This is a genomic window from Pseudorhodoplanes sp. (genome assembly GCF_046289595.1).
Taxonomy (GTDB): Bacteria; Pseudomonadota; Alphaproteobacteria; order Rhizobiales; family Xanthobacteraceae; genus Pseudorhodoplanes.
The window spans coordinates 1-12,440 of the sequence record NZ_JBKBVB010000129.1; the positions used below are offsets into that span (position 1 = coordinate 1).

At 64.7% G+C, this 12,440-nt stretch carries 15 protein-coding genes and 1 pseudogene; 9 read left to right on the forward strand and 7 right to left on the reverse strand.

All coding sequences use genetic code 11. From position 1 onward, the window contains the following. The first annotated feature begins 176 nt into the window (after positions 1–176). Positions 177–935, forward strand: a complete 759-nt coding sequence (locus tag ACK41X_RS19875; protein ID WP_409726844.1) for an MOSC domain-containing protein — start codon at positions 177–179, stop codon at positions 933–935. 41 nt (positions 936–976) lie between these two features. Here the strand turns inward: ACK41X_RS19875 and ACK41X_RS19880 are convergent, their stop codons facing one another. Beyond that, the gene (locus ACK41X_RS19880) at positions 977–1,684 is read right to left on the reverse strand and encodes a FecR domain-containing protein (RefSeq protein WP_409726846.1); all 708 of its coding nucleotides are present in this window, start codon (positions 1,682–1,684) and stop codon (positions 977–979) included. A gap of 171 nt (positions 1,685–1,855) precedes the next feature. Between ACK41X_RS19880 and ACK41X_RS19885 the strand changes: the two genes are divergently transcribed. From ACK41X_RS19885 to ACK41X_RS19895, 3 genes are all read left to right on the forward strand, one after another. Further along, a complete protein-coding gene (locus ACK41X_RS19885) occupies positions 1,856–3,067 on the forward strand; it encodes a hypothetical protein (RefSeq protein WP_409726848.1) in 1,212 nt (403 codons plus the stop codon). A 78-nt stretch (positions 3,068–3,145) separates the two neighbouring features. Beyond that, positions 3,146–4,147 carry a DUF1036 domain-containing protein gene (locus ACK41X_RS19890; RefSeq protein ID WP_409726850.1) on the forward strand — a complete coding sequence of 334 codons (1,002 nt, stop codon included), beginning with the start codon at positions 3,146–3,148 and terminating at the stop codon, positions 4,145–4,147. Positions 4,148–4,197: 50 nt separating this feature from the next. Then, on the forward strand, positions 4,198–4,944 hold the full coding sequence (locus tag ACK41X_RS19895; protein WP_409726852.1) for a pyrimidine 5'-nucleotidase: 747 nt from the start codon (positions 4,198–4,200) through the stop codon (positions 4,942–4,944). Positions 4,945–4,957: 13 nt separating this feature from the next. Here the strand turns inward: ACK41X_RS19895 and ACK41X_RS19900 are convergent, their stop codons facing one another. Continuing rightward, positions 4,958–5,815, reverse strand: coding sequence for a mechanosensitive ion channel family protein (locus ACK41X_RS19900; RefSeq protein WP_409726854.1), 858 nt, complete (start codon positions 5,813–5,815; stop codon positions 4,958–4,960). A 165-nt stretch (positions 5,816–5,980) separates the two neighbouring features. Between ACK41X_RS19900 and dapD the strand changes: the two genes are divergently transcribed. Both dapD and dapE read left to right on the forward strand, forming a co-directional pair. After that, positions 5,981–6,826, forward strand: a complete 846-nt coding sequence (dapD, locus tag ACK41X_RS19905) for a 2,3,4,5-tetrahydropyridine-2,6-dicarboxylate N-succinyltransferase (RefSeq protein WP_409726856.1) — start codon at positions 5,981–5,983, stop codon at positions 6,824–6,826. Between the two features lie 95 nt (positions 6,827–6,921). Further along, positions 6,922–8,079, forward strand: coding sequence for a succinyl-diaminopimelate desuccinylase (gene dapE, locus ACK41X_RS19910; protein WP_409726858.1), 1,158 nt, complete (start codon positions 6,922–6,924; stop codon positions 8,077–8,079). Between the two features lie 9 nt (positions 8,080–8,088). Here the strand turns inward: dapE and truA are convergent, their stop codons facing one another. Next, positions 8,089–8,826 carry a tRNA pseudouridine(38-40) synthase TruA gene (gene truA / locus ACK41X_RS19915; protein WP_409726860.1) on the reverse strand — a complete coding sequence of 246 codons (738 nt, stop codon included), beginning with the start codon at positions 8,824–8,826 and terminating at the stop codon, positions 8,089–8,091. Positions 8,827–8,896: 70 nt separating this feature from the next. Here truA and ACK41X_RS19920 point away from each other — a divergent pair, with 70 nt between their 5' ends. After that, the gene (locus ACK41X_RS19920; protein ID WP_409726862.1) at positions 8,897–9,442 is read left to right on the forward strand and encodes a pyridoxamine 5'-phosphate oxidase family protein; all 546 of its coding nucleotides are present in this window, start codon (positions 8,897–8,899) and stop codon (positions 9,440–9,442) included. A gap of 72 nt (positions 9,443–9,514) precedes the next feature. On the opposite strand, the gene ACK41X_RS19925 is transcribed toward ACK41X_RS19920, so the two are convergent. Beyond that, on the reverse strand, positions 9,515–9,766 hold the full coding sequence (locus tag ACK41X_RS19925; RefSeq protein WP_409726864.1) for an OsmC family protein: 252 nt from the start codon (positions 9,764–9,766) through the stop codon (positions 9,515–9,517). Positions 9,767–9,803: 37 nt separating this feature from the next. On the opposite strand from ACK41X_RS19925, the gene ACK41X_RS19930 reads away from it, so the two are divergent. Beyond that, on the forward strand, positions 9,804–9,932 hold the full coding sequence (locus ACK41X_RS19930) for a hypothetical protein (protein WP_409726866.1): 129 nt from the start codon (positions 9,804–9,806) through the stop codon (positions 9,930–9,932). Between the two features lie 24 nt (positions 9,933–9,956). Here ACK41X_RS19930 and ACK41X_RS19935 read toward each other — a convergent pair whose 3' ends face one another. Genes ACK41X_RS19935 through ACK41X_RS19945 form a run of 3 tightly spaced genes read right to left on the reverse strand, consistent with a single transcriptional unit; the run spans position 9,957 to position 11,944 of the window. Continuing rightward, the gene (locus tag ACK41X_RS19935; protein WP_409726868.1) at positions 9,957–10,457 is read right to left on the reverse strand and encodes a GNAT family N-acetyltransferase; all 501 of its coding nucleotides are present in this window, start codon (positions 10,455–10,457) and stop codon (positions 9,957–9,959) included. After that, positions 10,454–11,386 (reverse strand): methionyl-tRNA formyltransferase, encoded by a 933-nt coding sequence (gene fmt, locus ACK41X_RS19940; RefSeq protein WP_409726870.1) that lies wholly within the window; start codon positions 11,384–11,386, stop codon positions 10,454–10,456. Before fmt ends, ACK41X_RS19935 begins: the two co-directional genes overlap by 4 nt. Before the next feature lie 42 nt (positions 11,387–11,428). Beyond that, the gene (locus ACK41X_RS19945) at positions 11,429–11,944 is read right to left on the reverse strand and encodes a peptide deformylase (RefSeq protein WP_409726872.1); all 516 of its coding nucleotides are present in this window, start codon (positions 11,942–11,944) and stop codon (positions 11,429–11,431) included. A gap of 166 nt (positions 11,945–12,110) precedes the next feature. On the opposite strand from ACK41X_RS19945, the pseudogene ACK41X_RS19950 reads away from it, so the two are divergent. Then, positions 12,111–12,440: pseudogene (locus ACK41X_RS19950) on the forward strand (hypothetical protein); the annotation flags it as partial.

The following is a 12,440-nucleotide window of genomic DNA, read 5'->3' on the forward strand; positions in this document are numbered from 1 at the left end:
GGGCCTCCCGGGAGGCTGACGAAGCCGCACCCGCAGGCGCCGCACCCCGCTCCATCGACCGGCGTCACCGGTTGACGCCCCTCTTGAGCGAGGTGGATCGCTTATATGCTTTTATTCCTAAACTGTCAAGGGTCGTGAGCATCGCCTTTGGCGCGCGCAGGCGCTAACACGTCGCCATGACCGCCAGCATCCAGTCGATCTTCCGTTATCCCGTCAAAGGTCTCTCGCCCCAGCCGATGAAGGCCGTCTTGCTCACGCCCGGGGAAACCCTGCCCGCCGACCGCCTCTACGCCATCGAGAACGGCCGCTCCGGCTTCGATCCGGCCGCCCCGCAATATCTGCCCAAGCCGCATTTCCTGATGCTGATGAAGAATGAGCGGCTGGCGGCGCTGGATACGCATTTCGACGAGGCGAGCCACATGCTCGCGATCCGGCTCAACGGGGCCGAGGCCGCCCGTGGCGATCTGCGAACGCCGGAGGGCCGCGCAGCGATCGAGGACTTCTTTGCCGGCTATTGCGCCGATGAACTGCGCGGCCCGCCGAGAGTGCTGCATAGCGAGGGCCACAGCTTTTCGGACGTGGCGGCGAAGGTGGTCTCGATCATCAACCTCGCCTCGGTGGCCGCGATCGAGAGCGCGGCCGGCGCGCCGGTCGACCCGTTACGCTTCCGCGGCAACCTCTATGTCGAGGGCTGGCCGGCCTGGCAGGAATTCGACCTGATCGGCAAGACGCTGGCGATCGGCGAGGTGCGGCTCAAGGTGGTGAAGCGGATCGTGCGCTGCGCCGCGACCAATGTCGAACCCGGCACCGGCATCCGCGATCTGCAGATCCCGCGCACCCTGGTCGATGTGTTCGGCCACATGGATTGCGGGGTCTACGCGGAAGTGATCGCGGGCGGCAGGATCGTTGCGGCCGATCCTATCGCAGCAGCCTGAAGGCCACCGCGACAGCAAAATCTCAGCGCTGTCCGAGGGCATCAAAGGCAGGAATAACCACAGGTGTTTTCTCTCGGCTTCGGCGCCACGTAGCTGCGCGCATCGATCGCGTTGAGCTGGTTGATCTCGTCGATCCGGACATAATCCGGGAAGTCCGGATGGGTCGCGCCATTGCCCTTGTAAGGGCCGCCGGCCTTTTTCGTGCCGTTGGAGGCGATGACGACATACTGGCCGGCATTCACCGTCATCAGCGAACCGTCCTGCATGCGCACGGTGAGCGTGCCTTCCAGCACGCCGATAAAGGTCTCGAACGGCGTGATCTGCAGGTCGACCACGGTTCCGCGGATGCCCAGCGTCGCCACCGGGGTCTTGATCGAATAGCTGGTCGGATTCTGCGCCCCGGTCACGAAGCGCATCGAGCCCTGCACCGCATTCACCACCACCTGGCCGGTGCCACGATTGGGATTGTAGACATATTTGTCGAGCAGCAATTCCGCCTTCGGCCCCATATTCAGAACGGTTTTATCGACGAACATGAGCTGGGCCGATGCCGCGTCCCCGGTTCTGATCCGCTCGTTGGCGAACACCGAGCTGCCGACCGCAAGCGCACCGCTCTTGCCGCGCACGTCGTTTTTCACCGCCGCGGCGACCCCGATCTTGGCATCCGCATTGGCGGCCCCCTGACCGGCAAGGGTCAAGGCGGCGATGGCGAGGGAATACGGCAGGGCGGCGGGACCTGAGGGGGGCATCTGCGAATGACTACCTGTTTACCCCATGGTATCACAGGGTGTGTTTTCGGAAACACGCCCACAGGCTTGGTAGCGCCGAAGGCCTTTCCTGAATAGCCGAGCCCCCGGGTTTACGCTAGACGATGACAGAAATTTGCAACCGGGTGTTGCCTGGAAGTTGGGACGGACGTGGTGACTTGGAAGCGGACTTTTTTTCGGCTCGCCGTCGTGATCGCGGCGCTGGCCGGCACGGTCGCCGCAAACGCGCGTGAACTCGATACGCTTTACGCCCGAGTCCTGCGCGATCCCGCAAATACCGAACTCAATCTGCGATTTGCGCGGCTTGCCGAAGAGCAGGGCGTGCTGCGCTGGGCGCTGATGGCCTATGAACGCGTCGTCCTCAACGACCCCAACAACTGGGATGCCAAGGTCGGCCTGATGCGTGTGCGCCGCGCCATGCAGCCGGACTTTACGCTCGTCACCGTCGAGCTTGGCACCGGCTACGAATCCAATCCACTCTATTACCTGCCCGCCAATCAGAACCCCTACACCGGACGCAACGGGACCACCGAGCCCGGCAAGAGCACCTGGTTCGGGCAGGGCCTGATCTCGCTGCAGGACGAGCGAAAGATCAACGGTCAGGCCTGGCGCACCAATGCCGCGATTTTCGGCCGCGCCAACACCCGCTACGGCGATCTGAATTACGCCCATGCCGGCGGCGAAAGCGGTCCGGTCTTCGATCTGTGGCCGGGCCTCAGCCTGACGACGGCGCTGGGCGCCGCGGTAGGCTATTTCGACGATCGTTTCTATTACGGAGAGGGCTCCGGCAGCGCGACCTTCGAAGGCCAGACCGCCGAAGGCATCGTGCATATGCTGCGCTTCCGCGCAGCCTACCGGTCGTATGACAGCTACTGGCCGAGCCAGGAAGGCTGGTACTATGACATCCGGGCGCGGGTCGCGATCCCGAAGCTGTTCGGCGACGGCAATCTCGTCGCCCTCTCGCCTTGGGTGCTGTGGAGCGACATTTCCGGCACCGTGACCAATGCGCTGGTGACCGAAATCCAGCCGGGCAAATACCGCGAAGTCGGCGGCCGCGTCGAAGTCTATCAGCAGCTCGCATCCTGGATGACCGTCGGCGGCAGCCTCGCCGCCAGCTGGCGAGACTATAGCAATGACTATGTCACCGGCAGCACCACCGAGAAGCGCAAGGACACGCTGCTGATCCCGGGCGCGCTGGTGCTGTTCCCAGGCCTGCTCTGGCAGGAATGGGATCTGCGGTTCGACTACCGCTACCTGCACAACAATTCCAACGACCCCGCCAAGGAATTCCGCGATCACATCATCACGGCGGCCGTCACCAAGCGGTTCGATCCGTTCCGGCCGGCGCCCACGCCGGGCCGCTGAGCGTCGCGTCAGTTGGGATTAACCCCCCGTTAACCATAGCGCTTCACCTTCGCCCGGCGGCAATCGCAAGGCGGAGCGATGGCGAAACGATCCTTTTGGCTCGGGCTGATAGCCGGTCTGTCGACGGGCTTCTTCGCCACATCCGCCGCCGCCGACCTGAAGCTCTGCAACAGGATGAGCTACGTGGTCGATGTCGCGCTCGCCCTGGAAAAGGGCGCCTCCGCCAATTCACGGGGCTGGTACCGGCTCGATCCCGGCCAGTGCCGCACGGCGATCCAGGGCGCATTGCCCGCGGGCGATCTTTATCTTCATGCGCGAACGCCTGCGGTGTACGGGCCCTCGCCGCTGCCACAGCGCGGCGATACCGAGTTCTGCATCGGCGCCTCCGACTTTTCCTCGTTGAATGCGCGCAACTGCAAGGCCGGTCAGCGCGCGGTCCTGTTCACCGCAGTCAAGCCCGCGCCGTCGGAGCAGTCGGACCAGGATTTCCGCATTACGCTGGCCGAGGAGGCCGGCTATTCGGAGGAACAGGCGCGCGATGCCGGAATCCAGCGCCTGCTCGCTGCCGCAGGCTACGATCCGGGTCCGATCGACGGGATCCGCGGCGACAAAACCGACAATGCGCTGCGGCAATTCGCACTCGACAACAAGCTGCCCGTCACCGCCGCGGCGCGCTCGGATTTCTTCTCCGTGATGATCGACATCGCCCAGAAGCCCGGAAGCGGCTTCAGCTGGTGCAACGACACGCCCTATCCGGTGATGGCGGCGATCGGCATCGAGGATGGCAATACGATCACCACACGCGGCTGGTACCGGGTCGAGGTCGGGCGCTGCCTTCGCCCGGATTTGCCGGCGCAAGCCAAGCGCATCTTCTCGTTCGCCGAAGCGGTTGACGCCAGCGGTCAGACGCTGACGAGCGGCGGCAGGCCGATCGCCTGGGGCGGCGGCACCGCACTCTGCACGCGGCCGTCGAAATTCGAGACCGACGACCACAGCGACTGCAGCGCGCGCGGTCTCGCCACCAGCGGCTTCGCCGCCATTGAGCTTGGAGCGGGCCCGGCCACGGTGCGATTCAAGTAAGTCCGCGTACGGCGCTGGCGGATCGGCCACCGCTGCAATACATAAATAAAATGACCTCACGGACCGCTTCATCCCCCGGCCAGACCGCTTTCTCCGCGCCCGCCAAGGCGGGAGAGCGCGCCTTCTCGCACGTCACCACCTGGATTTTCGATCTCGACAATACGCTTTATCCGCATCACCTCAATCTCTGGCAGCAGGTCGACGGCCGCATCCGCGATTACATCGCCGAATTTCTCAGTATCAGCCCTGACGAGGCGTTCCGCCTGCAGAAGGATTATTACCGCCGCTACGGCACCTCGATGCGCGGGCTGATGACCGAGCATGGCATGAAGCCGGACGACTTTCTCGACTTCGTCCATCAGATCGATCACTCGCCGCTGGAGCCCAACCCGGCGCTCGGACTCGCGCTGGAAAAATTGCCCGGCCGCAAACTGATCCTGACCAACGGCACCCGCAAGCACGCCGACGCGGTGATGCGCAGGCTCGACATCCACGGCCATTTCGAGGATGTGTTCGACATCATCGCAGCCGAACTCGAACCGAAACCGTCGCAGAAAACTTACGAGCGTTTCCTTAAACGCCACGACGTCGATCCCGCGCATGCCGCGATGTTCGAGGATCTCGCCCGCAATCTCGCCGTTCCGCATGCCTTCGGTATGACCACCGTGCTGGTGGTGCCGGAAGGCACCCGCGACGTTTTCCGGGAAGACTGGGAGCTGGAAGGCCGCGACGCCGCCCATGTCGACCATGTCACCGACGACCTGTCAGGTTTCCTGCGGACGAAATGCTGGCGGTAGCGCAGCCGCAGCTTTACGCGGCCGGCCTGTCCGCCTGAACCTGATGAATATGGACATCGCGCTGCGGAAACGGAATCGACAGCCCCGCGGCTTCCAGTTCCGCCTTGCCGCGCTTGGTCAATTCGCGCCGCACGTTCCAGTAATCGGGCGTCGCGGTCCAGACCCGCAGGGCGAGCACGACGGCGCTGTCACCGAGCTCCTCCACGAAGACGACGGGAGCGGGCTGCGTATGCACGCGTTCATCGGACGCCGCCAATTGCGTCAGCACGTTCAGACCCGCCGCGATGTCGTCGCCATAAGCCACGCCGAATTTCAGGTCCACCAGCCGGGTCGGCAGCCGGGAGAAATTCGTGATCTTGGTGTTCCAGAGTTGCGCATTCGGCACAAACAGAAAAATCCCGTCCCACGTGTGCAGGATGCTTGCAAACAACCCGACCTCTTTCACGGTGCCGGCCACGTTGCCGGTGTCGACATAATCGCCGACCCGGAACGGACGCAGCCACAGCAGCATCATCCCCGCGGCAATATTCGACAGCGTGCCCTGCATGGCGAGGCCGATCGCCAGCCCGATCGCACCGAGCGCGGCGAGAATGCTGGTGGTCTGGATGCCCAGCTGGCCGAGTACGGCCACCGCCACCAGCACCAGGATCGAATAGCGGACCAGCGACGAGATCACGCTGCGCAGCGTCGGATCGATCCGCGAGGTCTTGTCGAGCAGCTGCGCGATGCCGCGTTCCGCACGCCCGGCGAGCCACCACCCCAGGGTCAGCAACAGGATCGCGCTGACGAAATTCGGCAGGGCGAGGGCCGCCCATGCGGAGAGCTGCGACACGAAGGTGGTGGCCTGATCGGTCAGGGCTTTTGGGTCCATGGAACATCCTCCTCGCGTTTCGACGACAGCGGATCGCAGGCGACCGCCGAGGCCGTCTTCGGCCGCGTTGGCGAGGAATTCAACCCTTGCCGCTGCGTCGCCTTGACAGTGCCGGTTGTTCCATCGACAAAACGCCGCCCCACACAACCCGGAACGACAATCCCCATGGCCCACGAGAAACTCGCCCAAACCATCGACGATGCCTTCGAGAAGCGCGACGGCATTTCGCCCGCGACCACCGGCCCGATCCGCGAGGCGGTTGAGCAGGCGCTCGACTTGATGGATTCGGGGGCCGTGCGCGTCGCCGAAAGGCAGGCTGACGGTACCTGGCGGGTCAATCAGTGGCTCAAAAAGGCGGTGCTGCTCTCGTTCCGGCTGAACGACATGAGCGTGATCGCGGGCGGGCCCGGTGCGTCCGTGTGGTGGGACAAGGTGCCGTCGAAGTTCGATGGCTGGACCGCGGACAAATTCAAGGCCGCGGGCTTCCGCGCGGTCCCCAATTGCGTCGTGCGCAGGTCCGCCTTCATCGCGCCCGGCGTGGTGCTGATGCCGTCCTTCGTCAATCTCGGCGCCTATGTCGATTCCGGCACCATGGTCGATACCTGGGCGACGGTCGGCTCCTGCGCGCAGATCGGGAAAAACTGTCACATCTCGGGCGGCGCCGGCATTGGCGGCGTGCTGGAGCCGCTGCAGGCCGGGCCGGTCATCATTGAGGACAATTGCTTCATCGGCGCGCGCGCCGAAGTCGCCGAGGGCGTGGTGGTGCGCGAAGGCTCGGTCTTGTCGATGGGCGTCTATCTCGGCGCCTCGACCACCATCATCGACCGCTCGACCGGCGAGACCTTCCGCGGCGAAGTCCCGCCCTATTCGGTCGTGGTTTCCGGCACGATGCCGGGCAAGCCGCTGGCGAACGGACAGCCGGGGCCGAACCTCTATTGCGCCGTGATCGTCAAGCGGGTGGACGAGAAGACCCGCTCCAAGACCTCGATCAACGAATTGCTGCGCGACTGACGACGCGGCCTCCCGTCATTGTGTGTCGTGGCCGGGCTTGTCCCGGCCATCCACGTCTCTCATGATGGCCGACGATCGAAAGCTCACTCCACATCATGTCATCCGACCCCGTCGCCATTGCCCAGAGCCTGCTGCGCTGCCCGTCCGTCACGCCGGCCGAAGGCGGCGCGCTCAGTTATCTGGAAGCGATCCTGAAGGCTGCCGGCTTTACCACCCACCGCATGACCTTCTCCCAACCCGGCACGCCGGACGTGGAGAATTTCTACGCCCGCATCGGCACCGGATCGCCGCACCTGATGTTCGCCGGCCATACCGACGTGGTGCCGCCCGGCAACGAGGCATCGTGGACGCATCCGCCGTTCGCCGGCGAGATCGCGGACGGCGTGCTCTACGGCCGCGGCGCCGTCGACATGAAGGGCGGGATCGCCGCCTGCATCGCAGCAACGCTCGATTATCTCGCCGCCCATGGCGGCACACCCAAAGGCTCGATCTCGTTCCTGATCACCGGCGACGAGGAGAGCGTGGCGATCAACGGCACGCCAAAGCTGCTCGACTGGGCGAAGAAGCACGGCGAAACATTCGACCATTGCATTCTCGGCGAGCCGAGCAACCGCGAGAGCCTCGGCGACACCATCAAGATCGGTCGTCGCGGCTCGCAGAACGGCACCCTGATCGTGCACGGCAAGCAGGGCCACGTCGCCTACCCGGAGCGCGCCGACAATCCTGTAACGGGGCTGGTGGCGTTGATCGCCGCCCTGAAGGGCGAGCCGCTCGACCGTGGTTCGAAGCTGTTCGGCCCGTCCAATCTCGAATTCGTCTCGGTCGATGTCGGCAACAAGACCGTCAACCTGATCCCGGCCGAGGCGCGCGCCCGCTTCAACATCCGCTTCAACGATCTGCACAATCAGGAATCGCTGAAGGCGCTGATGGAGCAGCGCGCGATCGCGGCGTCCGGCGGCAAAATCCGGTTCTCGTTCGAATGGGAGCCATCCAACGCCGATGTGTTCGTCGTCGAGCCCGGCCCCTTTACCGAACTGGTCGCGACGGCGGTCGCCGAGGTGACGGGACGCAGGCCCGAACTCTCCACCACCGGCGGCACCTCGGATGCGCGCTTCATCAAGAATTACTGCCCGGTCGTGGAATTCGGCCTGGTCGGCCACACCATGCACGCGATCGACGAGCGCGTGCCGGTCGCCGACCTTGTGGCGCTCACCGCGATCTACCGCAAAATTCTCGACCGGTATTTCGGCTGAAGCCCGGCCCTAATAATCCACCTTGACGAGATACAGCCCCTCGGCCGGGGCAACCTGCCCGCACAGCGTGCGGTCGCGTGCGTCAAGGATGCGGGCGATGTCGTCCGGCGTCCATTTGCCTTCGCCGACATGAACCAGCGAGCCGACCATCGAACGCACCTGATTGTGCAGGAACGAGCGCGCCGACACGTACAGATTGACGTTCCAGCCTTCGGTCTCGATGTCGATCCGGTCGAGCGTCTTGATCGGCGATTTTGACTGGCATTCGGTCGAACGGAAGGTGGTGAAGTCGTGGTGGCCGATGAGCCGTTTCGCCGCCTCTCGCATCGCCGCGATATCGAGCGGACGGCCCACCCGCCAGGCCCGCCCGAGATCGAGCGCAAGATCGGGCCTGCGGTTCACCACACGATAGAGATAATGCCGCTTCGTCGCCGAGAACCGCGCATTGAAATCGTCAGCCACGGGCTCGGCGGCAAGCACCGCGATCGGCTGCGGCCGCAGATAAAAGTTCAGCGCATCGCGCACCGTGCCGCCGTCATGGTCGCCGCGCAGGTCGCAATGCGCAACCTGTCCGAGCGCATGCACGCCGGCATCGGTGCGTCCCGCCCCCTGAATGGTGACGCGCTGACCGTCAAAGCGCGCGATCGCGTCCTCGATGGCGCCCTGCACGCTCGGCGCGTCGGCCTGATATTGCCAGCCGCGATACGGCGCACCGTCATATTCGATCAAGAGACGATAGCGCGGCACGTTTGACTCACCTCAACGAAACCCCTGGCGGGCGCGGGAATAGTTTCACTTAACTACACGAGGTGAGCCGATGAAAGCCGAATTCAAGCGCCAGATTATCGAGCTGCTGGAGAAGCATCGGATTATGGCAATCGCCACCAACCGGGCGGACGGCTGGCCGCAGGCGACCATCGTCGGCTATGCCAGTGACGGATTGATTATCTACTGTTTCGTCGCCCGTGACGGCCAGAAATTCGAGAATCTGAAGCGCGATCCGCGGGTGTCGATCGCCATCGGCAACGACGTGCCGCAGCCGCTGCAAATCCGCGGCCTGTCGATGGCGGCGCGCGCCGTGCATGTCGAGGACAAGGGCGAAATCGACCATGCCTATGCGCTGCTGCTGAAGCGCTATCCGGAATACAAGATCATGCCGCAGCCCAATCCGGAGGCTGTCCCCTTGATGCGGATCACGCCGGAAATCGTGTCCATCCTCGACTATTCGAAGGGCTTCGGCCATGCCGACCTGGTCCGCGTCAGCGACCGCGATCTTGCCGACGTGATCGAGAGCCGGCGGCATCGCTGGGCCGGGCATCCGGTGGAGAGTTTCCAGGCGAAAATGGCCGGGCGGCGGGAGTGATACGGGCGACAGCGATGCCACCCGCGCCGGAGGCAGCTGGCGCGGGCGGCCTCGTCGCGGCCCAAGGATAAATTACCGCGTGGCCCGTTCGACCACCACCGGCACCGGGCGGCAGATGGTGTTGCAGACCGGCGAATGCTGCTGCGCATAGGCGATGAGATCGTCCAGCGCCGCGTCGGTGCAGTCCGCCTTCACATGCAACTTGATCCGGATTTCGCGGTAGCCAACCGGGACACTGTCATCGAGACCGAGCAGGCCCTGGACGTCGATGTCGCCTTCGAGCTCGGTCGACAATTCGCGGATCGTGATGCCGCGCCATGGCATGCACCACAAGCGTCGTGGTCACGCATCCGGCCAGCGCATGCAGCAGAAACACGCCGCCGTCTTCCGCCGCCTGTTCAGGCGCGCGACCGGACTGACGCCGGGCCAGTACCGGCGCATTTTCCAGCCGGTGTCGCGCATGAGCGCAGACGCCGCGCAACCGCGCTGAAACCGGAATGGCGTCCGGCCCCGCTCACAGAGCTGCAAACGCCGCTGCGTAGCGGACCGCGCCACGATCCGGCGCATCGTCCGACAGACGCAGCACCTGGAGGTAAGGTCCGTCATACGGCGTCTGGTACGCCGTAGCGGCGCCCGTCTTGAAACCGAAGCGCGCATAATAATCCGGATCGCCCAGCACGAAGATCAATGTTTCGCCGCCGCGTCCGAGCCGGGCGATGCCCTCGCGGATCATCATCCCGCCAATCCCGCTTCTCTGGTAGTCGGGCAGCACTGCCACCGGCCCAAGCGACACCGCGGCAGCCATGCGACCGGCATCCTGAATGGTCAGCCGGGAAAACCCGCAATGCCCGACGATCCTGCCGGCGCGCTCTGCGACGAGCGACAGCAGCAGGTCGCCGTCCGCACGCAGGCGATCGACAAGATCCGCCTCGACCGACACGCCGAACGCCGCCCGGTTGATCTCGCGGATTGCGCCGACATCCACCGGTGTTTCCGGTCGAACGAGCAGACTCACGGCAGTTGCGTCCCCCGCCTGACGCTGATCCCGCGCAGAAATTCGTCCGCCTTCATCGGCTTCCCGCCGGCGCGCTGCAATTCCAGAAGACGGATGGCATCGTCGCCGCAGGCGACGGTGAGATTGTCGTCGAGCAAGATGCCCGGCGCGCCTTCGCCGGATGCCAGCGTCGAGCGCAACACCTTCACCCGCACCGGCCTCTTCTCGCCCGGCATCTCGAACCAGGCGCCGGGAAACGGCGACAGCCCGCGGATGTGGTTATGCACGTCCCGTGCGGGCCGCGACCAGTCGATGCGGGTCTCGGCCTTGCTGATCTTCTCCGCGTACGTCACGCCGTCGTCGGGCTGCGGCACGATCTGGAGCGAGCCGCGCTCCAGCGCACCGAGCGCGCGATGCATCAGGTCGCCGCCGATCGCCGCGAGCCGGTCGTGCAAGTCGCCCGCAGTCATGTCGGGACCGATCGGCATGCGCTCCATCATCGCCATGCCGCCGGTGTCAAGCCCCTCGTCCATCTTCATCACGGTGACCCCGCTCTCGGCGTCACCCGCCATCACCGCGCGATTGATTGGCGCAGCCCCGCGCCAGCGCGGCAACAGCGACGCATGCAGGTTGAAGCAGCCGAGCGGCACCGCGTCGAGGATCGGCTTCGGCAGGATCAGGCCATAGGCCACCACCACCGCGGCATCGGCACCGAACGCCGCGAATTCCGCTTGCGCGTCTTCGGTGCGCAGCGTTTTCGGCGTCAGCACCTTGAGGCCCAGCCGTTTCGCCTCGCGCGCGACCGGCGTCTCCTGCAAGCCCATGCCGCGCCCGGCCGGCTTCGGCGCACGGGTATAGACTGCGGCGATCTCATGCCCCGCACCGGCAAGCTCGATCAGCGTCGGCACTGCGAAGTCCGGGGTGCCCATGAAAATGAGGCGCAGCGGCATGGCAGTTCTGTCTCCTCACCGGCTGCGCGGCGAGTTCAAACGCTACTCCGCCGCCTGCTTTGCGATCTTGGTGTATTTCTTGATCACGCGGTCGCGCTTCAGCTTCGAGAGATGATCAATGAACAGCACGCCGTTCAGATGGTCGATCTCGTGCTGGATACAGGTCGCGAACATGCCGTCGGCCTCGACTTCGTGAGGCTTGCCGTCGAGGTCGAGATATTTCAGCCGCACCTTCGCCGGGCGTTCGACCTCCTCGTAATATTCGGGGATCGAAAGACAGCCCTCCTCATGCACATTCAGCTCTTCGGACGACCAGATGATCTCCGGATTGATAAAGACGCGCGGATCCTTCTCTTCATCCTTTTTGGCGAGGTCCATGGTCACAAGCCGCAGCGGTTCGCCGATCTGGATCGCCGCCAGTCCGATGCCCGGTGCGTCGTACATGGTCTCCAGCATATCCTCGGCGAGCGCCCGAACGGAGGCGTCCACAGCCTCCACCGGTTTGGAGACGAGGCGGAGACGCTTGTCGGGAATAACGAGGATGTCGCGAAGGGCCATGCGCGCGATGTAATTATTGGCCGCGGCGCGGTCAATTTGGTTTCGCCGCTTTGCAGCCCTTTCCCGCTCCGGCATGCGGAACGGGACGACACGCATGCGCAGGCCCGGCCGCAAAATTGTTCTCTTTTTGTTCCAAAGCTCTCGCGAATCGTGGTACAAGAGTCTGATGGACAGCCTCGCCCTGATCCGGGACCGGCTCGCCGGCCTCGACCCGCTGCTGATCGTCGCGGTGATCGCGGCGGTCTGCGCATTCATCCTCGCTGCCATGATCGGCGTCACGATCATGATGATCGCGCGACGGCGCCGCCGCATGGAGGAGGCGCAAGAGGCCGAACGGATCGAAGCGGAGCAAAACGAGGCGCGGATGGCCGAGCTGCGCCGCCTGCAGGCCGAGACCACCGGGCTCGTGCGCGCCATGGGCGACATGCTGGCGAACCGCCAGTCGCAATTCGAGAAGAAGTTTTCCGAACGGCTCGATGCCGTCACCCACCGGCTC